This window comes from Burkholderia sp. AU45251 (assembly GCF_030482905.1).
In the GTDB taxonomy this organism is placed as follows: domain Bacteria; phylum Pseudomonadota; class Gammaproteobacteria; order Burkholderiales; family Burkholderiaceae; genus Burkholderia; species Burkholderia aenigmatica.
Genome location: NZ_JAUJQH010000009.1, coordinates 119268 through 143182, shown reverse-complemented (window position 1 = coordinate 143182; position 23915 = coordinate 119268). Strand labels below are relative to the sequence as shown.

The 23915-nt window shown below is 67.3% G+C and carries 22 protein-coding genes; 17 read left to right on the top strand and 5 right to left on the bottom strand.

Annotated features, from left to right (window positions below; translation table 11 throughout):
* Positions 1–15: 15 nt before the first annotated feature.
* On the bottom strand, positions 16–738 hold the full coding sequence (locus tag QZM67_RS19690; RefSeq protein ID WP_080741831.1) for a FadR/GntR family transcriptional regulator: 723 nt from the start codon (positions 736–738) through the stop codon (positions 16–18).
* 212 nt (positions 739–950) lie between these two features.
* Between QZM67_RS19690 and QZM67_RS19685 the strand changes: the two genes are divergently transcribed.
* The 3 genes from QZM67_RS19685 (at position 951) to QZM67_RS19675 (ending at position 3919) form a co-directional block, all read left to right on the top strand.
* Positions 951–2273, top strand: coding sequence for a C4-dicarboxylate transporter DctA (locus QZM67_RS19685; protein WP_175021580.1), 1323 nt, complete (start codon positions 951–953; stop codon positions 2271–2273).
* A gap of 105 nt (positions 2274–2378) precedes the next feature.
* Positions 2379–3386, top strand: coding sequence for an allantoicase (gene alc, locus QZM67_RS19680; RefSeq protein ID WP_301805972.1), 1008 nt, complete (start codon positions 2379–2381; stop codon positions 3384–3386).
* Positions 3387–3400: 14 nt separating this feature from the next.
* Complete coding sequence (locus tag QZM67_RS19675; protein ID WP_175021582.1) at positions 3401–3919, top strand: ureidoglycolate lyase; 519 nt, start codon at positions 3401–3403, stop codon at positions 3917–3919.
* Positions 3920–4114: 195 nt separating this feature from the next.
* Here the strand turns inward: QZM67_RS19675 and fur are convergent, their stop codons facing one another.
* Complete coding sequence (gene fur / locus QZM67_RS19670; RefSeq protein WP_043191276.1) at positions 4115–4543, bottom strand: ferric iron uptake transcriptional regulator; 429 nt, start codon at positions 4541–4543, stop codon at positions 4115–4117.
* A 142-nt stretch (positions 4544–4685) separates the two neighbouring features.
* Here fur and QZM67_RS19665 point away from each other — a divergent pair, with 142 nt between their 5' ends.
* The 9 genes from QZM67_RS19665 (at position 4686) to QZM67_RS19625 (ending at position 13982) form a co-directional block, all read left to right on the top strand.
* Entirely contained in the window at positions 4686–5501 is an 816-nt protein-coding gene (locus QZM67_RS19665; protein WP_043191275.1) for an outer membrane protein assembly factor BamE, read from the top strand.
* Between the two features lie 62 nt (positions 5502–5563).
* Positions 5564–6361: a 4-hydroxy-tetrahydrodipicolinate reductase gene (gene dapB / locus QZM67_RS19660; protein WP_122944462.1), complete on the top strand. Its 798-nt coding sequence runs from the start codon at positions 5564–5566 to the stop codon at positions 6359–6361.
* A gap of 18 nt (positions 6362–6379) precedes the next feature.
* Entirely contained in the window at positions 6380–7048 is a 669-nt protein-coding gene (locus tag QZM67_RS19655; protein ID WP_301805963.1) for a MotA/TolQ/ExbB proton channel family protein, read from the top strand.
* A 27-nt stretch (positions 7049–7075) separates the two neighbouring features.
* Positions 7076–7537, top strand: coding sequence for a biopolymer transporter ExbD (locus tag QZM67_RS19650; RefSeq protein WP_122944464.1), 462 nt, complete (start codon positions 7076–7078; stop codon positions 7535–7537).
* A gap of 292 nt (positions 7538–7829) precedes the next feature.
* The gene (gene leuS, locus QZM67_RS19645) at positions 7830–10424 is read left to right on the top strand and encodes a leucine--tRNA ligase (protein WP_175021585.1); all 2595 of its coding nucleotides are present in this window, start codon (positions 7830–7832) and stop codon (positions 10422–10424) included.
* A 38-nt stretch (positions 10425–10462) separates the two neighbouring features.
* Entirely contained in the window at positions 10463–11017 is a 555-nt protein-coding gene (gene lptE / locus QZM67_RS19640; protein WP_301805955.1) for an LPS assembly lipoprotein LptE, read from the top strand.
* An 18-nt stretch (positions 11018–11035) separates the two neighbouring features.
* Positions 11036–12130 carry a DNA polymerase III subunit delta gene (gene holA, locus QZM67_RS19635; protein WP_043191265.1) on the top strand — a complete coding sequence of 365 codons (1095 nt, stop codon included), beginning with the start codon at positions 11036–11038 and terminating at the stop codon, positions 12128–12130.
* A 138-nt stretch (positions 12131–12268) separates the two neighbouring features.
* Complete coding sequence (locus QZM67_RS19630) at positions 12269–13540, top strand: glutamate-5-semialdehyde dehydrogenase (RefSeq protein WP_175021586.1); 1272 nt, start codon at positions 12269–12271, stop codon at positions 13538–13540.
* 19 nt (positions 13541–13559) lie between these two features.
* Positions 13560–13982, top strand: coding sequence for a CopD family protein (locus QZM67_RS19625; protein ID WP_089449897.1), 423 nt, complete (start codon positions 13560–13562; stop codon positions 13980–13982).
* Positions 13983–14078: 96 nt separating this feature from the next.
* Here the strand turns inward: QZM67_RS19625 and QZM67_RS19620 are convergent, their stop codons facing one another.
* Entirely contained in the window at positions 14079–14927 is an 849-nt protein-coding gene (locus tag QZM67_RS19620) for a MurR/RpiR family transcriptional regulator (RefSeq protein WP_011350936.1), read from the bottom strand.
* Between the two features lie 281 nt (positions 14928–15208).
* On the opposite strand from QZM67_RS19620, the gene edd reads away from it, so the two are divergent.
* The 4 genes from edd (at position 15209) to QZM67_RS19600 (ending at position 19810) form a co-directional block, all read left to right on the top strand.
* Positions 15209–17065 (top strand): phosphogluconate dehydratase, encoded by a 1857-nt coding sequence (gene edd, locus QZM67_RS19615; RefSeq protein ID WP_301805950.1) that lies wholly within the window; start codon positions 15209–15211, stop codon positions 17063–17065.
* 19 nt (positions 17066–17084) lie between these two features.
* The gene (gene eda / locus QZM67_RS19610) at positions 17085–17711 is read left to right on the top strand and encodes a bifunctional 4-hydroxy-2-oxoglutarate aldolase/2-dehydro-3-deoxy-phosphogluconate aldolase (RefSeq protein WP_301805947.1); all 627 of its coding nucleotides are present in this window, start codon (positions 17085–17087) and stop codon (positions 17709–17711) included.
* 220 nt (positions 17712–17931) lie between these two features.
* Complete coding sequence (locus QZM67_RS19605) at positions 17932–19293, top strand: GntP family permease (protein WP_043191253.1); 1362 nt, start codon at positions 17932–17934, stop codon at positions 19291–19293.
* 13 nt (positions 19294–19306) lie between these two features.
* A complete protein-coding gene (locus QZM67_RS19600; RefSeq protein ID WP_175021588.1) occupies positions 19307–19810 on the top strand; it encodes a gluconokinase in 504 nt (167 codons plus the stop codon).
* An 80-nt stretch (positions 19811–19890) separates the two neighbouring features.
* Here the strand turns inward: QZM67_RS19600 and QZM67_RS19595 are convergent, their stop codons facing one another.
* On the bottom strand, positions 19891–20538 hold the full coding sequence (locus QZM67_RS19595; RefSeq protein WP_301805942.1) for a TetR/AcrR family transcriptional regulator: 648 nt from the start codon (positions 20536–20538) through the stop codon (positions 19891–19893).
* A 277-nt stretch (positions 20539–20815) separates the two neighbouring features.
* Here QZM67_RS19595 and QZM67_RS19590 point away from each other — a divergent pair, with 277 nt between their 5' ends.
* Positions 20816–22237, top strand: coding sequence for an FAD-binding oxidoreductase (locus QZM67_RS19590; RefSeq protein ID WP_175021591.1), 1422 nt, complete (start codon positions 20816–20818; stop codon positions 22235–22237).
* A gap of 70 nt (positions 22238–22307) precedes the next feature.
* Here the strand turns inward: QZM67_RS19590 and purB are convergent, their stop codons facing one another.
* A complete protein-coding gene (gene purB / locus QZM67_RS19585) occupies positions 22308–23696 on the bottom strand; it encodes an adenylosuccinate lyase (RefSeq protein ID WP_043191242.1) in 1389 nt (462 codons plus the stop codon).
* Positions 23697–23915: the final 219 nt, after the last annotated feature.

The window sequence follows — 23915 nt, the reverse complement described above, 5'->3', positions numbered from 1 at the left end:
CGCCCGCCCGGGCCGTCATGTACGCGGTGTCGGGAAGAAGATGCCCGCGCGCTGCGCGGCGTTCGCGATGTGCGTTTCGATCGCGGTGCCGGCGGCAGCCGCGTCGCGCGCGATCAGCGCGTCGACGATCGCACGGTGCTCGTGCCACGTCGACAGCAGCAGTTCGCGCCGGTAGAACGGCATGCGCTGGCTTTCCTTCATGATGTCCGCGCTGCTGCGCAGCACCGATTCGATCGCCGCGTTGCCGGCCAGGTGGATGATCCGCATGTGGAAGTCGAAGTCGAGCTGCGACGCTTCGTCGAGCGCGTTTTCGGTGAGCGCGACGTGCAGGTCGGCGAGGTTGTCCTCGAACCACGCGATGTCGCCATCGCTGACGACGTGCGCGGCCATCCGCGCGGCGAACCCTTCGAGCGCATAGCGCATCTGGTACGTGTCGGGCGGCGACGACTGCTCCGCGAACCGCCATGCGTGCGCGGCCGTGGCCTGCGCGCTTTCGACGTACACGCCCTTGCCGGCGCGGATGCGCAGCATCCCGAGCGCCTCGAGCGTCGACAGTGCCTCGCGCAGCGACGCGCGGCTGATCTCCAGCTCTTCGGAGAGCTGGCGCTGGGCCGGCAGCAGGCTGCCGACCGGATACACGCCTGCCTCGATCCGGTCGCGGATCGTCGCGATGGCGGCGTCGGTCACGGTGTGCGGAACGTTTTTCATGATGTGAACTTTGGCCGGTCTGACCGGCATTGTAATCCGCACGCAGGCGGTGCATGGCCGGCCTACGGGAAAGCCACGATCTGCCCCTGTCAGGTGCATCGAAACCGGGCGGGCAGGGGCGGGAAATCCCTATTTCGTCCGTCCTTGACGCCACTATATCGGCTTCCTACTATCCACCATAACATCACTGGTCTTACCAGTATGAACAGACGAAACTGCAACCGTTGGATCGGGAGAGCGCCGTGTCGAAATTCCTCAATTCGCTGTTTGGCCGGGTAGTCGTCGCACTTGTTCTGGGGATCGCGCTGGGCGCGTTCTTCCCGCATTTCGCCGAGTCGTTGCGACCGCTCGGCGACGGCTTCCTGAAGCTGATCAAGATGGTGATCGGGCCGATCGTGTTCTGCGTGGTGGTCAGCGGGATGGCCAACGCGGGCGACCTGAAAAAGGTCGGCCGGGTCGGCCTGAAGGCCGTCGTCTACTTCGAGATCATGACGACGCTCGCGCTCGGCATCGGCCTCATCCTAGCGTGGCTCACGCGTCCGGGCGTCGGGATGAACATCGACCTGCGCTCGCTCGACGCGTCGTCGCTCGCGTCGTACGCGAAGAACGCCGAAAGCCTGAAGGACACGGCCGGCTACCTGATGAAGATCATCCCCGAGACCGCGATCGACGCGTTCGCGAAGGGCGACATCCTGCAGATCCTGGTGTTCGCGGTGCTGTTCGGCTCCGCGCTGTCGCTGCTCGGCGACAAGGCGCAGCGCGTCAACTCGCTGATCGAGGAACTGTCGCACGTGTTCTTCCGGATCATCGGCTTCATCATCAAGCTCGCGCCGCTCGGCGTGCTTGGCGCGATCGCGTTCACGACCGGCAAGTACGGCGTCGCGTCGCTCAAGCAGCTCGGCTATCTCGTCGCGGTGTTCTACCTGAGCTGCTTCGTGTTCGTCACGGTCGTGCTCGGCACGGTGATGCGGCTCGCGGGCTTCTCGGTGTTCAAGCTGATCCGCTACCTGCGCGAAGAGCTGTCTATCGTGCTCGGCACGGCGTCGTCGGACGCGGTGCTGCCGCAGGTGATGCGCAAGCTCGAATACATGGGCGTGAAGGATTCGACGGTCGGCCTCGTGATTCCCACCGGCTACTCGTTCAACCTCGACGGCTTCTCGATCTACCTGACGCTCGCCGTGCTGTTCATCGCGCAGGCCACCAACACGCCGCTGTCGACGCATGACCTGATCGTCGTGCTGCTCGTGTCGCTCGTCACGTCGAAGGGCGCGCACGGGATCCCGGGCTCGGCGATCGTGATCCTCGCGGCAACGCTGTCGGCGATCCCCGCGATTCCGGTGCTCGGCCTCGTGCTGATCCTGCCGGTCGACTGGTTCGTCGGCATCGCCCGCGCGGTGACCAACCTGATCGGCAACTGCGTCGCGACGGTGGTCGTCGCGGTGTGGGAGAACGACATCGATCGGGCCCGCGCGAAGCGCGTGCTGAACCGCGAGCTGCGCTACGTACCGGCCGAAGAGGAAGATCGCGCGGCGCCGGTCGCCGGCGATCAGGCTCACGCGCTCTGAGCGCAACCCCGCGCGCGGCGGCTTCCCCTGGTCGTCCCGCGCAACCGGAATTCAGGTGGCCGGCGCCTCGATGCGCCGGCACTTCATCGCACCCCAGGAGACGACATGGCAGCCCCCATCCTCGATCCGAACGCGCCGGCCTTTACGCGGCGTTACATGAACCTCGCCGACCCGCGCCTCGGGGCGCAGGCGCTCTTTGCCAGCGACGAATTCTTCGCGCCGAAGGAGCGCATGCTGAATCCCGAGCCGGCCGTGTTCATTCCCGGCAAGTACGACGACCACGGCAAGTGGATGGACGGCTGGGAGACGCGCCGCAAGCGCACGACCGGCCACGACTTCTGCGTGGTGCGGCTCGCGCGGCCGGGCGTGATCCACGGTGTCGACCTCGATACGAGCCACTTCACCGGCAACTTCCCGCCGGCCGCGTCGATCGACGCGTGCGTGGCCGAAGGCGACACGCCGCCCGATGACGCCGAATGGCGCCCGATCGTCCCGGCGACGACGCTGCAGGGCAATTCGCATCACTACGTGAGCGTCGGCGATGCGCGGCCCTATACGCACCTGCGCGTGAACCTGTATCCGGACGGCGGGCTCGCGCGGCTGCGCGTCTACGGCCAGCCGCAGCGCGACTGGCGCCAGGTGCCGGCCGGCGAGCTCGTCGATCTCGCGGCGATCGAGAACGGCGGCTACCTGGTGGCCGCGAACAACCAGCACTTCGGCCCGGCCTCGCAGATGCTGATGCCGGGGCGCGGCGTGAACATGGGCGACGGCTGGGAAACGCGGCGCCGCCGCGAGCCGGGCAACGACTGGGCGATCGTCGCGCTTGCGCGGCCGGGCATCATCCGGCGCGTCGAGGTCGATACCGCGTTCTTCAAGGGCAACTTCCCCGACCGCTGCTCGCTGCAGGCCGCGCATGTCACGGGCGGCACCGACGACTCGCTCGTCACGCAGGCGATGTTCTGGGCCGAACTGCTCGGCGAGCAGAAGCTGCGGATGGATCACGTCCACACGTTCGACCCGCTCGCGGCGCTCGGCCCCGTCACGCATGTGCGTTTCAACATCTTCCCGGACGGCGGCGTGTCGCGCCTGCGTCTGTGGGGCGAGCCGGTTTGAAGGAGGGCAACGGCATGAGCGGATCCCACCTGCTGCGCGTCGAGCGCCTGACCCGCGAAGCGTTCGCGCCGTTCGGCGATGTGATCGCGCTCGAAGGCGCACGGCATTTCCCGATCAACGGCGGCACGACCGAGCGCTTCCACGATCTCGCGACGATCGACGTGTGCGCGGACGGCGGCCGCCCGCTCGTCAGCGTGTTCCGCGCGCAGCCGCGGACGCTGCCGGTCGCCATCACGCTGATGGAGCGCCATCCGCACGGCAGCCAGGCATTCATCCCGCTCGCGGCCGTGTCGCGCTACGCGATCGTCGTCGCGCCGGCCGGCGATTTCCGGCCCGACGCGATGCGCGCGTTCCTCGCGGAAGGCTGGCAGGGCGTGAACTATGCGAAGGGTGTCTGGCACCATCCGCTGCTTGCGCTCGACGCGGTCAGCGATTTCGTGATCGTCGACCGCGGCGGCCCGCAGCCGAACTGCGACGAGATCCCGCTCGAGCGCGCGTGGGCGCTCGAGTTCGAGCCGGCCTGCGCGGCCTGACGCAGGCACAGCGTCAGGCTCGGGCTGCCTGACGGCAGCCCGCGCGGGCACGTCGAAGGGATTTCGAAAGCCTGGGCCGCACGGCTCGCACGGCGGTACGCCGACGCCATCCCGATCCGGGTGCTATCCCGAAAAGAACACGGCCCGGGCGGCGAGATGCCGGCCGGGCCGTGCTGCGTGCGAGGGTCGCGCGACTCAGTGCTTGCGATGCGGGCAGTTCTCGGTCGTGCAGGAACCGTACATCGCGAGCGAGTGCTCCTGGAGCTTGAAGCCGCGCTCCTTGGCGATGGCCTGCTGGCGGCCTTCGATCTCGGCGTCGAAGAACTCCTCGACACGGCCGCAATCGAGGCACACGAGGTGATCGTGGTGCGAGCCTTCGTTCAGTTCGAACACGGCCTTGCCGGATTCGAAGTTGCTGCGCGTCAGCAGGCCGGCCTGCTCGAACTGCGTCAGCACGCGGTAGACGGTGGCGAGCCCGATGTCGAGCTGCTCGTTGAGCAGGTTCCGGTAGACGTCTTCTGCCGTCAGATGGCGCACGGGGCTCTGCTGGAAGATCTCGAGAATCTTGAGGCGCGGTAGGGTGGCCTTTAGCCCGATATTCTTGAGATCCGTCGGATTGGTCATGGCTAGGCATCCCTAGAGTACAATGCAGGGCTTCAATGTTACCGGCTTTTCGCCGTTCCAGAAACACGCGCGGCCTGCGATGCGGGCCTGCACGGTGAGGGAAATGATTCCAGAATCTCTTTCGCACTTTCAGAGGAGCCGCATGCGGAGTGTCATCATCGCTGCCGCCGCCGTTGCCGCGCTGGCTGGTTGTTCGTCGTACGACAGCGTGACGCAGCGCATCGCGCAGAGCATCACCCCCTACCGGATCACCGTCGTGCAAGGCAACTTCGTGTCGCAGGAGAAGGCCGCGCAGCTGCAGGTCGGCATGTCGCGCGAGCAGGTGCGCGCGCTGCTCGGCACCCCGCTGCTGGCCGACATGTTCCACGCCGACCGCTGGGATTACCTCTTCTACTTCAAGCGCGGCTCGACGGCAGTCGTCCAGCAGCGCGATCTGGTCGTGACGTTCTCGGGCGATCGCCTGGCGGGCTGGACGGGGGCGGACAACCTGCCTTCGGAACTCGACCTGCTGGCCGATATCGACGGCGACCGTGGCGGCAAGAAGGCGAAAGCGGCCGCAGCGGCGAAGAAGGCCGCCGAGGCCGCCGCCGCCGCGAGCGCCGCGCAAGCGGCGAGCGCGTCGGCGCCGGAGGCTGTCGCCAGCCCGGCCGCCGTGCCGGCGTCGGGCGCGGTGGTCGACCAGGATGCGAACGCGCAGGCCGCCCGCGCGGCGAACCGTGCGACCAACCAGGTGTCGGGTCAGGGCACGGCCGCGCGGCGGTTCACGCCGTCCACGCAGGCTGCCGGCGGTGCGCCGGTGCCGGGCGGCCAGCCGCCGGGCGCGGTTCCGGCGATCCAGCCGCAGTTCCAGTTCCATCGTCCGCCGCAGCCGAACGTGTCGAACGAGGCGTCGCCGCCGGTCGGCCCGCAAGGCTCCGACACGCTGCAGAACCAGCCGCTCACCGCGCCGGCGCAGTAAGTCCGCGTGTGGAAACAGGGCGGCATGCGCCGCCCGTCTTTAGACCTGTCGTGTAGAAAGCCATGAAGATTGCGATTGCCGGCGCATCGGGCCGAATGGGCCGGATGCTGATCGAAGCCGTTCTCAACGATTCCGACGCGCAGCTGGTCGGCGCGCTCGACCGTGCCGACTCGCCGTTCCTCGGCCAGGACGCCGGCGCGTTCCTTGGCAAGGACACCGGGGTCAAGCTGACCGCCGATCTCGACGCCGTGTTCGCGCAGGCCGACTACCTGATCGACTTCACGCGTCCGGAAGGCACGATGGCCCATATCGAGGCCGCGCTGCGTCACGACGTGAAGCTCGTGATCGGCACGACCGGCTTCACCGCCGAGCAGAAGGCCGAGTTGCAGGCCGCGGCGGGTAAGATCGGCATCGTGTTCGCGGCGAACATGAGCGTCGGCGTGAACGTCACGCTGAAGCTGCTCGAATTCGCGGCGAAGCATTTCTCGCACGGCTACGACATCGAGATCATCGAGGCGCATCACCGTCACAAGGTCGATGCGCCGTCCGGCACCGCGCTGATGATGGGCGAAGCCGTCGCTGGCGCGCTCGGCCGCTCGCTCGACGATTGCGCTGTGTACGGCCGTCACGGCGTGACGGGCGAACGCGACCCGTCGTCGATCGGCTTCGCCGCGGTGCGCGGCGGCGACATCGTCGGCGACCACACCGTGCTGTTCGCCGGGATCGGCGAGCGCATCGAGATCACGCACAAGTCGTCGAGCCGCGTGTCGTACGCGCAAGGCGCGCTGCGCGCGGTCCACTTCCTGTCGGCGCGCGGCGCCGGCCTGTTCGACATGCAGGACGTGCTCGGCCTGCGCTGACCCCACGGGGAAACTCCGATGGCGATACCCACCGGCGTTGTCCACTACCTCGAAAGCGGCGATGCGATCACGCACGCCGTCGCCTATGTGCTGCTGGCGATGTCCGTCGCCAGCTGGTGCTTCCTCCTCACGAAAGCCTGGCTGCTGGTCCGTGCGAAGCGGCAGGGGCCGCGCGCGCTCGCCGCGTTCTGGCGCGCGGCGTCGCTCGACGCGGGCATTGCCGCGCTCGCCGGCGCCGATCGCGAGCGCGTGTTCGTGCCGCTGGCCGAAGCCGCGCGCGATGCGGCCGACGACCACGATCCGGCCGCACTGGCCGCGCGCGTCGAGCGCAGCGAGCGCGTGCTGCGTGCGTTGCGGCACGCGATGCTGCGCTCGCAGCGGCGTCTCGAATTCGGCCAGGTGCTGCTCGCGTCGATCGGCAGCACCGCACCGTTCGTCGGGCTGCTCGGCACTGTGTGGGGCATCTACCACGCGCTCGGCAGCATCGCCGCGAGCGGGCAGGCGCAGATCGAGAACGTCGCGGGGCCGGTCGGCGAGGCGCTGATCATGACCGCGTTCGGGCTCGTCGTCGCGATTCCCGCGGTGCTGGCCTACAACATCCTCGGGCGGCTCGTGCGGCAGCTCGCCGAGGAACTCGACGGCTTCGCGCGCGACCTGCACGTGTTCGTGTGCGCGCAGGAAGCCTGACGCGCCCATTCCGGGGGAGGAGCGACCATGGCATTCGGCGGACTCGAGCACCACAAGACGTCCGCGCCGATGGCGGAGATCAACATGACCCCGCTGATCGACGTGATGCTGGTGCTGCTCGTCATCTTCATCATCACCGCGCCGCTGATGACGCACGCGATCCGGCTCGACCTGCCGAAGGTGGCGGCCAGCGTCGCGCGCGATACGCCGCAATCCGTCACCTTGTCGATCGACGATGCGGGCAAGCTGTACTGGGACGACACGCCCGTGGCGCTCGACGCGCTGCCCGCGCGCTTTCGCGCCGCCGCCGCGGGTGGCGCGCCGCCCGAGTTGCGGCTGCGCGCGTCGCGCGCGACCCGCTACGACACGATCGCGCAGGTGATGGGCGCCGCGCAGGCCGCCGGCCTCACGCGGATCGGCTTCGTGACCGACGTGCCGCCGCAGGCGGGCGGTTCGGCGGCAGCGCCTGCCGTGCCGGCCAACCGCTGAGCGGATCCCGTGGGCCCATCCCTGCCGCGGGATCGGGCCGCACGCCGCAAGACCGGTCGAATGGGCCGGCGCGGGCGGTATAATCAACGTTTTTCCCGGTTGGCAGGCTTTTTTCAGGTAACCCGGAATTTTCCAGGCTACCCGGGCATGCCGCGGGTTACCCGGAAAATTCCCGGAAACCGTGAACAGGTCCGGCAACAGCGAACCTGCCAGTCCGCCGGGCCAGCACGACTTTCGATCCACATCCGCGCGCGAGCCGTCGCGCCGCTTAAAGCCTAGTCCGAACCACACCATGCACGAGAGATACGTACCCGCCGACGTCGAAGCCGCCGCCCAGGGCGACTGGCGCGCAGCCGATGCCTACAAGACGCAGGAAGATTCGCAGAAGCCGAAGTTCTACTGCGTGTCGATGCTGCCGTACCCGTCCGGCAAGCTGCACATGGGTCACGTGCGGAACTACACGATCAACGACGTGATGTACCGCTATCTGCGGATGAACGGCTACAACACGCTGATGCCGATGGGCTGGGACGCGTTCGGGATGCCGGCCGAGAACGCCGCGATGGCGAACGGCGTGCCGCCCGCGAAGTGGACTTACGACAACATCGACTACATGAAGGGCCAGATGCAGTCGATGGGTCTCGCGATCGACTGGTCGCGCGAAATCGCGACGTGCAAGCCCGACTACTACAAGTGGAACCAGTGGCTGTTCCTGAAGATGCTCGAAAAGGGCATCGCGTACAAGAAGACGGGCACCGTGAACTGGGACCCGGTCGACCAGACCGTGCTCGCGAACGAGCAGGTGATCGACGGCCGCGGCTGGCGCTCGGGCGCGCTCGTCGAGAAGCGCGAGATCCCGATGTACTACCTGCGCATCACGCAGTACGCGGATGAGCTGCTGAACGACCTCGACGGCCTCGGCTGGCCGGAGCGCGTGAAGATCATGCAGCAGAACTGGATCGGCAAGAGCTTCGGCGTGAACTTCGGCTTCCCGTACGAACTCGACGGCGAGAAGACGCTGCTGCGCGTGTTCACGACGCGCGCCGACACGATCATGGGCGTCACGTTCTGCGCGATCGCGGCCGAGCATCCGCTCGCCACGCGCCTCGCCCAGGACAAGCCCGAGCTGCTCGCGTTCATCGACGAATGCAAGCGCGGCGGTGTCGCCGAGGCCGACGTCGCGACGATGGAGAAGAAGGGCGTCGCGACGGGCTTCTCGGTCATGCATCCGCTGACCGGCGAGCCGGTCGAGGTGTGGATCGGCAACTACGTGTTGATGAGCTATGGCGAAGGCGCGGTGATGGGCGTGCCGGGCCACGACGAACGCGATTTCGCGTTCGCGAAGAAATACGACCTGCCGATCAAGCAGGTGATCTCGGCCGAAGGCCAGCAGTACTCGCTCGACGCATGGCAGGAGTGGTACGGCGACAAGGAAACCGCGGTCTGCGTGAACAGCGGCAAGTACGACGGCCTGCACTACGCGGAAGCCGTCGACGCGGTCGCGGCCGACCTGAACGCCGGCGGCTTCGGCGACAAGCAGGTCACGTGGCGCCTGCGCGACTGGGGCGTGTCGCGCCAGCGCTACTGGGGCACCCCGATCCCGATCATCCACTGCCCGTCGTGCGGCGACGTGCCGGTGCCGGAGCAGGATCTGCCCGTCGTGCTGCCGGAAGACCTCGTGCCGGACGGCTCGGGCAACCCGCTCGCGAAGTCGGAAGCGTTCCTGAACTGCGCGTGCCCGAAGTGCGGCGCGGCCGCGAAGCGCGAAACCGACACGATGGACACGTTCGTCGATTCGTCGTGGTACTTCTCGCGCTACACGGCGCCGGACGCCGAGACGATGGTCGACGCGCGCACCGACTACTGGATGCCGATGGATCAGTACATCGGCGGTATCGAGCACGCGATCCTGCACCTGCTGTATTCGCGCTTCTGGACCAAGGTGATGCGCGACCTCGGCCTCGTGAAGTTCGGCGAGCCGGCGAAGAACCTGCTCACGCAGGGGATGGTGCTGAACGAGACGTACTACCGCGAGGACGCATCGGGCAAGAAGACCTGGTACAACCCGCTCGACGTGACGGTCACGCACGACGACAAGGGTCGCCCGGTCGGCGCGACGCTGAACGCGGACGGCCAGCCGGTCGTGCTCGGCGGCATCGAGAAGATGTCGAAGTCGAAGAACAACGGCGTCGATCCGCAACTGTTGATCGACCAGTATGGCGCCGATACCGCGCGCCTGTTCACGATGTTCGCCGCGCCGCCCGAGCAGCAGCTCGAGTGGTCGGGTGCGGGTGTCGAGGGCGCGAGCCGCTTCCTGCGCCGCGTGTGGAGCTTCGGCGCGACGAACCGCGAAGCGCTCGCCGCGCGCGCGGGCTTCGATGCGGTCGCACTCGGCGAAGCCGACAAGGTGCTGCGCCGCGAGATCTACAGCGTGCTGAAGCAGGCCGATTTCGACTACCAGCGTCTGCAGTACAACACGGTCGTGTCGGCCGCGATGAAGATGCTGAACGCGATCGACGGCGCGAAGGGCGCGACGCCCGGCGTGCTGCGTGAAACGTACGGCGTGCTGCTGCGCGTGCTGTACCCGGTCGTGCCGCACGTCACGTTCGAGCTGTGGAAGGCGCTGGGCTATGCGGACGAATTCGGCCCGCTGCTCGACGCACCGTGGCCGAAGGTCGACGAGGCCGCGCTCGAGCAGGCCGAGATCGAACTCGTGCTGCAGGTGAACGGCAAGGTGCGCGGCGCGCTGAAGGTGGCGAAGGACGCGAGCCGCGAGGCGATCGAAGCCGCGGCGGTGGCCGACGACGCGTTCGCGAAGTTCAGCGACGGCAAGCCGGCGAAGAAGATCGTCGTCGTGCCGGGCCGCCTCGTGAACATCGTCGTCTGACGGCCGCTGGCCGTCGGACGTACCCAGAAGGAGCGAAGGTGATCCGCAGATCGTTTTTGATGCTCGCTGTCGGCAGCGCGGTTGCGCTGTCGGCATGCGGCTTCCAGTTGCGCGGCCAGCAGGACTACGCGTTCAAGCGCCTGCTGATCGCCGGCGCGCCGCCGCCCGTCGAGGCGCGCCTCGTGCGTCTCGTCGAGGCCGGCAGCGACACGAAGATCGTCCAGTCGGCGGGCGACGCCGATGCCGTGCTGACCATGTGGGAAGCGCGTAGCCTGAATACGCTGACGCTCAACAAGTACGGTTCGGCACAGGAATACGCGCTCTTTTATACGTTGCGCTACCAACTGACGAGCAAGGACGGCACGGTGCTGATTCCGATGAGTGCGATCGCGCTGAACCGCGCGATGACGTACAGCGATCAGTACACGAACGCAAAGGCGCAGGAATCGGAACTCCTGTACGGCGACATGCAGAACGATGCGGTCGACCAGCTGATGCGACGTCTCGCGATCGTCCACTCGCTGACGCCGGCGTCGGAAGATGTGGTGCCGGGCGTCGCTCCGCGCGCGCCGCTGCCGCCGCCGCCGCTCTGATCGACGGCGTACGTACCGATGCAACTGCGACTTGATGCGCTGGAGCCGCACCTCGCGAAGGGGTTGGCCGGGCTCTATACCGTCTACGGCGACGAGCCGCTGCTCGCGCAGGAAGCGTGCGACCGCATTCGTGCGGCCGCGCGCGCGGCCGGCTTCACCGAGCGTTCGGTGCATACGGTCGAGCGCGGTTTCGACTGGAGCGTGCTGCTCGGCGCTACCCAGGCGATGTCGCTGTTCGGCGAGCGCCAACTGATCGAGCTGCGCATTCCGTCGGGCAAGCCCGGCAAGGAAGGCGCCGATGCGCTGAAGACGCTCGCGGCCACGCCGAACCCCGACGCGCTGATGCTCGTCACGTTGCCGCGCCTCGACGCGGCCACGCAGAAATCCGCGTGGTTTACCGCGCTGCAGAACGGCGGCGTCGCGTTGAAGATCGATCCGGTCGACCGCGCGCAGCTGCCGAACTGGATCGGCCAGCGTCTTGCCATGCAGGGCCAGCGCGCCGCGCCCGGCGAGGACGGGCGGCGCGCGCTGCAGTTCATCGCCGAGCGCGTCGAAGGCAACCTGCTTGCCGCGCACCAGGAAATCCAGAAGCTCGGGCTGCTGTATCCGCAGGGCGCGCTGTCGTTCGAGCAGGTGCACGACGCGGTGCTGAACGTCGCGCGTTACGACGTCTTCAAGCTGAACGAAGCAATGCTCGCCGGCGACGCCGCGCGGCTCGCGCGGATGATCGACGGGCTGAAGGGCGAGGGCGAGGCGATCGTGCTCGTGATGTGGGCCGTCGTCGAGGAGTTGCGCACGCTGCTGCGGATCAAGCGCGGCACGACGGCCGGCAAGCCGCTCGCGACGCTGCTGCGCGAGAACCGCGTGTGGGGGCCGCGTGAGCGGCTGATCGGCCCCGCGCTGAACCGCGTGTCGGAAGCCGTGCTCGAGAAGGCGCTCGCGTTTGCCGCGAAGCTCGACCGGCAGGTCAAGGGGCTCACGGCCGTCGCGCCGGGTCGCCGCACGCAGGACGAACCGCCGCCCGATCCGTGGGACGGGCTGTTCCAGCTCGCGATGACGGTGGCCGGTGCCCGCGGCGAGCGACCGCCGACCGCGGGCCACGTGCGACGCTAAGTCCCGTTCGGGCCTTCAGCGCGCGCTGCGCAACCCGCTTACAATGTTTTGATCGCTGGCGCGGCTCTCCGGCCGCGGCCGCTCACGCTTCCCCACGAATTCATGCCGCCCAGCGCGGCGCGCTTCTCGAGTCACACGATGGATATCGATCAGTACATGACCGACCTGGGCCGTCGCGCCCGGCACGCTTCCCGCGCGATGGCGCGTGCCAGCACAGCCGCGAAGAACGCGGCGCTCGACGCCGTGGCGCGCGCGATCGAACGCGACGCGCAGGCGCTGAAGGATGCGAATGCGCGCGACGTCGAACGTGCCCGTGAAAAGGGGCTCGATGCGGCGTTCGTCGATCGCCTGACGCTGTCGGACAAGGCGCTGAAGACGATGGTCGAAGGCTTGCGCCAGGTGGCGTCGCTGGCCGATCCGATCGGCGAGATCAGCAACCTCAAGTATCGCCCGAGCGGCATCCAGGTCGGCCAGATGCGTGTGCCGCTCGGCGTGATCGGCATCATCTACGAATCGCGCCCGAACGTGACGATCGACGCAGCTGCGCTGTGCCTGAAGTCGGGCAACGCGACGATCCTGCGCGGCGGCTCCGAAGCGCTCGAATCGAACGCGGCGCTCGCGAAGCTGATCGGCGAAGGGCTCGAAGCAGCCGGCTTGCCGCAGGACGCAGTGCAGGTCGTCGCGACGGCCGATCGCGCGGCGGTCGGCAAGCTGATCACGATGACCGAATACGTCGACGTGATCGTGCCGCGCGGCGGCAAGAGCCTGATCGAGCGCCTGATCAACGAGGCCCGCGTGCCGATGATCAAGCATCTCGACGGCATCTGCCACGTGTACGTCGACGATCGCGCCGATCTCGCCAAGGCGCTGACCGTCTGCGACAACGCGAAGACGCACCGCTACGGCACCTGCAACACGATGGAGACGCTGCTCGTGTCGAGCGGCGTGGCGGCGAAGCTTCTGCCGCCGCTCGGCAAGCTGTATCGCGACAAGCAGGTCGAACTGCGCGTCGATGCGGCCGCGCGCACGGTGCTCGCCGATGCGGGCGTCGGCCCGCTCGTCGATGCGACCGAGGAAGACTGGCATACCGAGTATCTCGCGCCGGTGCTCGCGATCAAGGTCGTCGACGGCCTCGATGCCGCGATCGAGCACATCAACCATTACGGCTCGCACCACACGGATGCGATCGTCACCGAGGATCACGACCGCGCGATGCGGTTCCTGCGCGAGGTCGATTCGGCGAGCGTGATGGTCAACGCGTCGACCCGTTTCGCGGACGGCTTCGAATTCGGCCTCGGCGCGGAAATCGGCATCTCGAACGACAAGCTGCACGCACGCGGCCCCGTCGGCCTGGAAGGGCTGACGTCGCTGAAGTACGTCGTGCTTGGGCACGGCGAAGGCCGCCAGTAACCAGCGAGGCGCGCAACCGATGGCAATGCTCTGGGTCAAGACGTTCCATATTGTTCTGATCGCCGCGTGGTTCGCGGGGCTGTTCTACCTGCCGCGCATCTACGTGAACCTGGCCATGGAAACCGATCCGGCCGCGGTGCGGCGCCTGCTGCTGATGGCACGCAAGCTGTTCCGCTTCATGACGATGATCGCGGTGCCGGCGCTGGCCTGCGGGTTGTGGCTCTGGCTGTCGATCGGTATCGGGCAGGGGCAGGGCTGGATCCACGCGAAGGTGACGGTCGTGCTGCTGCTGATCGTCTACCACGCGTATTGCGGGCATCTGCTGAAGGTGTTCGAGCGCGGCGAGAACCGCCGCACCGACAAGTGGTATCGCGTGTTCAACGAGCTGCCGGTGCTCGGCATGCTCGCGGCGGTCGCGCTGGTCGTGATCAAGCCGTTCTGAGCGGCATGGCCGGCGAGGTTGCCGGCGCCGCCCGATGCGCAACGGCGCCCCACGGGGCGCCGTTGGTCGTTTACGCGCGGTATGCGTGGCGCGCGCTCAATCCTTCGCGCCGTCGTCGATCCGGCGGCGCGTGATCGCCTCCTTCGCACGGCCGACCCGTTCCATCAGTGCGGGGCCGCGCGACAGCGCGACGCCGACCGCGAGGATATCGCCGATCGCGAGATGCGACATCCGCGACGTCATCGGCGAGAACACGTCCGTTTCCTCCGCCACGTTCGACGCGAGACTCACCGTCGCGAGCTTCGCGAGCGGCGAATGGCTCTGCGTGATCGCGACGACTTTCGCGCCGCACGCGAGCGCGGAGCGCGCGGCGTCGACGATGTCGCGCGTGCGGCCGGTGTTCGAGATCGCGACGACGACGTCGTGCGGCCCGAGCAGCGCCGACGACATCGAGAACGTGTGCGGATCCGAATATGCGACGCTCGGCACGCCGAGCCGGAAGAACTTGTGCTGGATGTCCTGCGCGGCGATGCCCGAGCCGCCGGCGCCGTAGAACTCGATCCGGGATGCGTTCGACAGCAGCGCGATCGCATCGGCGACGCTGCCCGCGGACAGGCTGTTGCGCACCTCGATCAGTGCGCCGATCGTGCGGTCGAACACCTTGCCGATGATGCCGGGTGCCGGTTCGTCGGGCTCGACGTCGCGATAGACCGACGACACGCCCGGCGCGACGCTCTGCGCGAGCCGGATCTTGAATTCGCGAAAGCCGCTGCAGCCGAGCGCCTGGCAGAAGCGCGCGATCGTCGGCTGGCTGACGCCCGCGCGCGTCGACAGCTCGGTCATCGCTAGGTCGAGCACCTCGCGCGGCGCGGCGAGGATGTAGTCGGCGAGCTTGCGCTCGGACGGGCGCAACTCGGCGCGGATCGCTTCAATGCGGGGCAGCATGGGACGGCAGGCAGAAATCGGGTTCGGATGAGCGAGTGTATCGCAATCGAATTGTAGAAAATCTACATGAAAATGCTAGCGCCGACGTGGTTCTTTTGTTGAGGCAGGTTAGGGTTTTCACTAGGTAAAGCCTTGCTGGTAGCGGGAATAAGGGTTGCGGGGCGACGAATCTGCATTGCGTGCGTGTAGTTTTTCTACTAGACTGACTTCGTTCTGTCGACGTGTTCGACCGTCCCCACGATTCCAACGCCGGTGTCGGCCGGCATACAGGAGCGCCCAGCATGACGTCGCTGCACCCCACCCTGGCGAAGGTCACCGAACGCGTGATCGCCCGCAGCCAATCGACCCGTTCCGCCTATCTGCAGCGCATCGACGGCGCGCAGGGCAAGTTCCCGGCGCGTGGCGCGCTGTCGTGCGCGAACCTCGCGCACGGCTTCGCAGGCCTCGAGGGTAACGACAAGTTCGCGATCAAGGCGATCCGCGAACCGAACATCGGCATCGTGTCCTCGTACAACGAGATGCTGTCCGCGCACGCGCCGTACAAGGATTTCCCCGACATCATCAAGGCGGCCGCGCGCGAGAACGGCGGTGTCGCGCAGTTCTCGGGCGGCGTGCCGGCGATGTGCGACGGCGTCACGCAGGGCAATCCGGGGATGGAGCTGTCGCTGTTCTCGCGCGAGGCGATCGCGATGGGCACGGCCATCGCGCTCACGCACAACATGTTCGACGCGGCGCTGTGCCTCGGCATCTGCGACAAGATCGTGCCGGGCCTGCTGATCGGCGCGCTGCAGTTCGGCCACCTGCCGACGATCTTCGTACCGGCCGGCCCGATGACGAGCGGCCTGTCGAACGACGACAAGGCGAAGATCCGCCAGCAGTTCGCGACCGGCCAGGTCGGCCGCGACGCGCTGCTCGAAGCCGAATCGGCCGCCTATCACGGCCACGGCACCTGCACGTTCTACGGCACCGCGAACAGCAACCAGATGCTGATGGAGCTGATGGGGCTGCACCTGCCGGGCTCGGCATTCGTCCACCCGCACACGCCGCTGCGCACCGCGCTCACGGCCGAGGCCGCGCGCCGCGTGCTCGACCTGACCGTCGAGCGCGGCCAGTACACGCCGATCGGCCATGTGATCGACGAGAAGGCGATCGTCAACGGGATCGTCGCACTGCTCGCGACCGGCGGCTCGACCAACCACACGCTTCACCTCGTCGCGATCGCGCGCGCGGCCGGCATCCTGATCGACTGGAACGATTTCGACGAACTGTCGGCCGTCGTGCCGCTGCTCGCGAAGATCTACCCGAACGGCAAGGCCGACGTGAACCACTTCCACGCGGCGGGCGGCATCGCGTTCCTGGTGCGCAACCTGCTCGAAGGCGGGCTGCTGCACGAGGACGTGACGACGGTCGCCGGCCGCGGCCTGTCGCACTACACGAAGGAGCCGAAGCTGATCGACGGCAAGCTCACGTGGGTCGACGGCGCGGCCGAGAGCCACGACACGAAGGTGCTGCGCGGCATCCGCGAGCCGTTCCAGCCGGACGGTGGCCTGCGCCTGATGCAGGGCCGGCTCGGCCGCGGCGTGATCAAGATTTCGGCGGTCGCGCCCGAGCACCGCAAGGTGACCGCGCCCGCGATCGTGTTCGATTCGCAGGAAGCCGTGCAGGAAGCGTTCGATCGTGGCGAGCTGAAGCGCGATTTCGTCGCGGTGGTGCGCTTCCAGGGTGCGCGTGCGAACGGGATGCCCGAGCTGCACCGTTTGACGCCGCTGCTCGGCGTGCTGCAGGATCAGGGCTTCCACGTCGCGCTGGTCACCGACGGCCGCATGTCGGGCGCGTCGGGCAAGGTGCCGGCCGTGATCCACGTGTCGCCGGAAGCGCTGCTGGCTGGCCCGCTGGGCAAGGTGAAGACGGGCGACACGCTCGTGATCGACGCTGAAGCCGGCGTGCTCGACATCGAGATCGATGCGGCCGAGTGGCAGGCGCGCCCGGTTGCGCAGCCGCTGCACCAGGCCGAGAACGAGGTCGGATTCGGGCGTGAACTGTTCGGCGTGTTCCGCGCGGCCGCCGCGCCGGCAGAGCAGGGCGCATCGGTTTTCGGTACGCTGGTCGGCGAAACGGCCACCCACGTCGCCGCATGAATTTCAAGGAGCCACATCAATGAAGACGATTGCTGAAATCGTGAAGCTGGGCCCGGTCATCCCGGTGCTCGCATTCGACTCGGTCGAGCAGGGCGAACACGTGTCGCGCGCGTTGCACGCGGGCGGCGTGAAGGTGCTCGAGATCACGCTGCGCACGCCGGCCGGCCTGGAGGCGATCCAGCGCGCGAGCCAGCTCGCGGACGACATCATCGTCGGCGTCGGCACGATCACGAAGCCCGAGCATTGCGCGCAGGCGAAGCGCGCGGGTGCGAAGTTCGGCGTGTCGCCGGGGCTGACCAAGGAACTGCACCTCGCATCGCTCGACGCGGGCCTGCCGCTGCTGCCGGGCGTGATGACGCCGAGCGACATCATCCAGGCGCTTGAATTCGGCTACGAGATCGTGAAGTTCTTCCCCGCGCAGCAAGCCGGCGGCGTGCCGATGCTGCAGGCGTTCCACGGTCCGTTCCCGGCGCTGAAGTTCTGCCCGACCGGCGGCATCACGGTCGACACCGCGCCGAATTTCCTGAAACTGCCGAACGTCGTGTGCGTCGGCGGTTCGTGGCTCACGCCGAAAGCCGCGCTCGCCGCGCAGGACTGGGCCGAAGTCACGCGCCTCGCGCAAGCCGCGAGCCAGCTCCCCCGTTAAGAATTGTACGAAATGACGGTTTAACCCTCGGACGACGAGCGCTTAGTGCTTGTTTTACCGAGGGTTTTTGCTGATGGAACCGGTTCTATCCGCGAGCCGCAAAGATCAGTAAAATTCAGCGTCCTGACGGGGTGGGTACCCCCCGTGTTTCGGAGACCTGCATAGCCGGGCATACTCGCAACAACTCGCCCGGTTCGAACAATTCTAGGAGGAGTGCCACATGGGGGCTGTCCAAGGCAGCATGCTGCTCGTATTCACGCTGATCGCGATCGCCGCGCTGATCCTGATGATCGCGCGCTTCAAGATCTACCCGTTCCTGGTGCTGATCATCGTTTCGCTCGGCCTCGGTCTCGTCGTCGGCATGCCGATGGACAAGATCGTCAAGTCGTTCGAGGCGGGCACCGGTGGCACGCTCGGCCACATTGCGATCGTCGTCGGCCTCGGCACGATGCTCGGCAAGATGATGGCCGAATCGGGCGGCGCCGAACGGATCGCGACCACGCTGATCGACTGGTTCGGTGAAAAGAACATCCACTGGGCGATGATGTTCGTCGCGATCATCGTCGGCCTGCCGGTGTTCTTCGAAGTCGGCTTCGTGCTGCTGATCCCGATCGCGTTCAACGTCGCGAAGCGCACCGGCAAGTCGCTGCTCGTCGTCGGCCTGCCGATGGTGGCCGGCCTGTCCGTCGTGCACGGCCTGATCCCGCCGCACCCGGCCGCGCTGCTCGCCGTCCAGCAATACGGCGCCGACATCGGCAAGACGATCGCGTTCGGCCTGATCGTCGGCGTGCCGACCGCGATCATCGCGGGCCCGCTGTTCGCGCTGACGATCTCGAAGTTCGTGAAGCTGCCGGAGAACAATCCGCTCGCCGCGCAGTTCGTCGATACGCATACGGACGGCCGCAAGCGCGAACTGCCGAGCTTCGGCATCACGCTGTTCACGATCCTGCTGCCCGTCGTGCTGATGCTCGTCGGCAGCTGGGCCGACCTGCTGTTCACGCCGAAGTCGCTGCCGAACAACCTGCTGCGCTTTGCCGGCAACTCGGACGTCGCGCTGCTGATCGCCGTGCTCGTGAGCTTCTTCACGTTCGGCAAGCTGCAGGGCTTCAACCGCGACCAGATCCAGAAGTTCTGCGGCGAGTGCCTGGCACCGATCGCCGGCATCACGCTGATCGTCGGCGCGGGCGGTGGCTTCGGCGGCGTCCTGCGCGACAGCGGGATCTCGCAGCAGATTGTCGAGACCGCGAAGCACGCGCACCTGTCGCCGCTGCTGCTCGGCTGGTTCGTCGCGGCGCTGATGCGTCTCGCGACGGGTTCGGCGACGGTTGCGATGACGACGGCCTGCGGCATCGTCGCGCCGATCGCGGCGGCGGCCGGCACGACGGTCAGCCCGGAATTGCTGGTGCTGGCCACGGGCTCGGGCTCGCTGATCTTCTCGCACGTGAACGACGGCGGTTTCTGGCTGATCAAGGAATACTTCGGGATGACGGTCGGTCAGACGTTCAAGACCTGGTCGTTGCTCGAAACGATCATCTCGGTGCTCGGCCTCGGCTTTACACTGCTGCTGAGCATGGTTCTGTAACAAGGGGTAGTCAATGATTCTGATCGCAATGGGCGTGTCGGGTGCGGGCAAGTCGCGAATCGGCGAAATGCTGGCGGAACGCCTGTCGTGCAGCTATACCGATGGCGACGCGTTTCACAGCGCGGCGAACAAGGAAAAGATGCACCACGGCATTCCGCTGACCGACGACGACCGCTGGCCGTGGCTGCGCACGATCCGCGAGGCCATCGAGGAAAAGCAGCGTGCCGGTGAGACGGCCGTGTTCACGTGTTCGTCGCTGAAGCGGTCGTACCGCGACGTGCTGCGCGGCACCGACACCGACGTGCGGTTCGTGTATCTGAAGGGTTCGTTCGAGGTGTTGCACGAGCGCCTGAAGAGCCGCACCGGCCATTTCTTCGATCCGGCGCTGCTGAAGAGCCAGCTCGACACGCTCGAGGAGCCGGGCCCGGACGAAGCGATCGAGGTCAGCATCGAGCTGACGCCCGAACAGATCATCGATCAGGTCATGCTGAAGATCGGCATCGCGCAGCAGCACTGAGCGCGGTTCGCGGCAATCGTCATGAAAAAGGCGCCCTTCGGGGCGCCTTTTTCGTGGGCGGCCCGCGGGCCGTAGGCGGGTCAGGCCGCGCGTGCCTGCTTCGCGATGCCGTCGAGCAGCACGTCCAGCATCGTGTCGTGCACGGCTGCCGGATCGAGCTGCGCATAGAGCGGGGCGGCCGCCTTGACGAGCGGATGCGCGGTGTCGGACAGCGCTTCCATCTCCGCGAGCTCGACGTCGTTCGCGGCGCGCGTGAGGCCGCCGGCTTCGGCGGCGGCCAGCCCGATCACGCTCGCATACCAGCCGACGCACACCGACGGCAGCGCTGCGCGCGGGATGCCGGCGTCGGCCAGCGCGCGATGCACGGCCTCGATGTGCGCGAGATCGGCCGGCCCGGTACTCATGTGCCGCTGCAGCAGCGCGAACGCGGCCGGGTAGCGCAGCGCGAGCGCGCGGTACTGGCGCGCGAGGTCGCGCAGCCGTTCGCGCCACGGCAGGGCGGTATCGACCGGCACGAGCGAGCGCGACAGCGCGTTCGCGATCGCACGGCTCAGGCCTTCCTTCGACTTGAAGTGATACAGCACGCTCATCGGATCGCAGCCGACCGACTGCGCGAGCTTGCGCACGCTGAATGCGGCTTCGCCGACGTCTTCGAGCAGTGCGAGCGCGGCCGCGACGATCGCGTCCTTGTCGAGGCCGCGCGGGCCCTGGGCGGGTTTGTCTTTCATCGATGCGGGCTGACGGGCCGGCGTGGCACCGGCTGTAAACTTGACGAAAGCTTATTCTACACTGTAGAATTATTTCTGCGGTGTAGAAATTGGGTGTCCCGGCACCTTTCAATACGTGCTTTCGCACAGTCCGGGATCCAGGCGGCACGAGCGTGTCCGCCGTCAACACGGGCCATCGCGCCCCTTTATCTCGTTGACACCCATGTGGAACCGGCTGCCCCACCCGCGAAGCCAGAAGGCTCTTCGACAGGCGGCCCAAGACCATGCAAGTGCAATCATGACTTTCAACAATCAACCCCTGATCCAAGGCGAATCGCGTTTCGAACAAACGCAACTGAACATCGAAAAAGACAACTGGAACTGGTGCGACCCGGCCCGCTACGACGGCGAGCGCCCGGCGAACTGGTACGAGGCGTCGCTGTCGCGCCACGCGAACAGCGCGCCGCTCGCGCACGACGTGGTCTGCGACGTGCTCGTGATCGGCGCAGGCCTGCTCGGCGCATCGGCTGCGCTGCATCTCGCGGAAGCGGGTGTCGATACCATCCTCGTCGACAAGCACCACGTCGGCTCGGCCGCATCGGGCCGCAACGGCGGGCAGCTCACGCCCGGCCTCGCGCGCTGGGAAGCCGCCGACATGATCGATCACCTGTCGCACGACGACGCAAAGCGGCTGTGGCGCTTCGCATCGACCGAATCGATGGACCTGATCGATGCGATCGGCGCACGCTACGCGCTCGAGCTCGACCGCAAGCGTGGCCACGTGACGGCCGCGGTCCACCCGGGCCACATGAGCGCGCTGCTCGACGGCGCGGATGCGCGCCGCCATCTCGGCGACGCGGGCGTGACGCTGGTCGGCCGCCATCAGCTGCATGACGAATACGTGCGCTCGGGGCTCTACCACGGCGCGGCGATCGACGCGATCGGCGGACAGATCCATCCGCTCGCGCTGGTGCGCGGCCTCGTGCACGGCTTCCGGCTGAACGGCGGCGCGCTGTTCGAGGGCACCGAGGTGCTCGAACTCGTCGAAACGCCGGAGGGTGTCGTCGCGACGACGCCGGGCGGCACGATCACCGCACGCAAGGGCGTCGTGCTCGCGCTGCACAACACGACGTTCCGGCTGCTCGACGACGGCGCCGCGACGACCGTGCCGTTCTTTACCTACGTGAGCGTGACGGCGCCGCTCGACGTCGACGTCGCGACCTTGATGCCGGCCGGCATGCCCGTGTACGACACGCAGTTCCAGATCGACTACTACCGGCCGGTACGCGGCAACCGCCTGTTGTTCGGCGGGCAGGGCACCGGCACCTGCTGGGCGCAGCCGGACGTGAACGCGTATCTGCTGACGCGGCTGAACACGGTGTTCCCGCAGCACGACGGCCAGTTTGCGCTCGACTACTGCTGGAGCGGCGTCAGCGACTTCACGCTGAACGGCGCGACCGACAGCCGCAAGACCGACGGCCGCGTGCCGATGTACATGGTGCAGGGCTGGAGCGGCCACGGCGTCGCGCAGACGGTGCGGATCGGCAAGGCGATCTGCGACGATTTCGTCGGCCGCAACGACGACTTCTCGATGCTGACCGGCATCGACCATCGCGCGATTCCGCTCGGCCGCCAGCTGTCGCCGATCGCGATTCCGGCCGCGAAGGCGGCGATGAGCGTGATGAGCGCGCTCAATCCGGGCAAGATGATCTCGTTCTGATCGCCCGAACAGCAAAAAGCCCGATGCGATCGCTCGCATCGGGCTTTTTTATCGGCGGAGACGGCAGTGCTTACGCGATCCGCTTCGCCAGTTCGACGGCCTTGCCGATGTACGACGCAGGCGTCATCGCGAGCAGAAGATCCTTCGCGTCCTGCGGGATCGCGAGCGTGCCGACGAATTCCTGCAGCGCTTCGCGCGTGATGCCCTTGCCGCGCGTCAGTTCCTTCAGCTGCTCGTACGGGTTCTCGATGCCGTAGCGGCGCATCACCGTCTGCACCGGCTCGGCGAGCACTTCCCAGCAGTTGTCGAGGTCTTCGTTCAGGCGCTGCGGGTTCACTTCGAGCTTGTCGAGGCCGCGGATCAGCGAGTCGTATGCGAGCAGCGAGTAGCCGAGCGCGACGCCCATGTTGCGCAGCACCGTCGAGTCGGTCAGGTCGCGCTGCCAGCGCGACACCGGCAGCTTGTCGGCGAGGTGGCGCAGCGTCGCGTTCGCGAGGCCGAGGTTGCCTTCCGAGTTCTCGAAGTCGATCGGGTTGACCTTGTGCGGCATCGTCGACGAGCCGATTTCACCGGCCTTCGTCTTCTGCTTGAAGTAGCCGACCGAGATGTAGCCCCACACGTCGCGGTCGAGGTCGAGCAGGATCGTGTTCGCGCGCGCGACCGCGTCGAACAGCTCGGCCATGTAGTCGTGCGGCTCGATCTGGATCGTGTACGGATTGAACGTGAGCTTCAGGCGGTTCTCGATCACGTCGCGCGAGAACGCTTCCCAGTCGAATTCCGGATATGCGGAGAGATGCGCGTTGAAGTTGCCGACCGCGCCGTTCATCTTGCCGAGGATCTCGACCTTTTCGATGCGCGTGATCGCGCGGGCGAGGCGGGCCGCGACGTTCGCGAGTTCCTTGCCGAGCGTCGTCGGGCTGGCCGGCTGGCCGTGCGTGCGCGACAGCATCGGCTGTTCGGCGTGCGCGTGCGCGAGTGCGACGAGGCGCTGGTAGACCGTGCGCAGCGCCGGCAGGATCACGTGCTCACGCGCGCCGGCGAGCATCATGCCGTGCGACGTGTTGTTGATGTCTTCCGACGTGCACGCGAAGTGGATGAATTCGCTGGCCTTTTCGAGTTCTTCCTGGCCCTTCACCGATTCCTTCAGCCAGTATTCGACGGCCTTCACGTCGTGGTTCGTCACGCGCTCGATGTCCTTGATGCGGGCGGCGTCGTGCGCGGTGAAGCGCTCGGCGAGCTGCAGCAGGAACTGTTCGGAGGCATCGGAGAAGCGCGGGACTTCCGCGAAGCCGGCGCGCGACAGCGCGATCAGCCAGTGCACCTCGACGGTGACGCGGTGGCGCATGAAGGCGGCTTCGGAGAGCCAGTCGCGCAGCGCTTCGGTCTTGCTGGCGTAGCGGCCGTCGATGGGCGAAAGCGCGGTGAGGGCGAAAAGCGTATCGGGACGAGTGTCGGACATGATCGGGCGGGCCTTGGGGCCGGGTCGAGCGAGGGGAAGGAGAATCCGGCATTTTACCATCGGCGCGGGACGATCCCGGCTGAGCGTGGCCCGCGGGCGCCGCCGCATGCGGACACAGTGCCGGCGCCCGTTGGCGGCGGGGCGCCGCGCCGTTCGCTGCACCGCCGGCCGGGGCCGCCCACCGGTAGAATGCAGGCTTCTTCCCGACCGCCGCCCGCC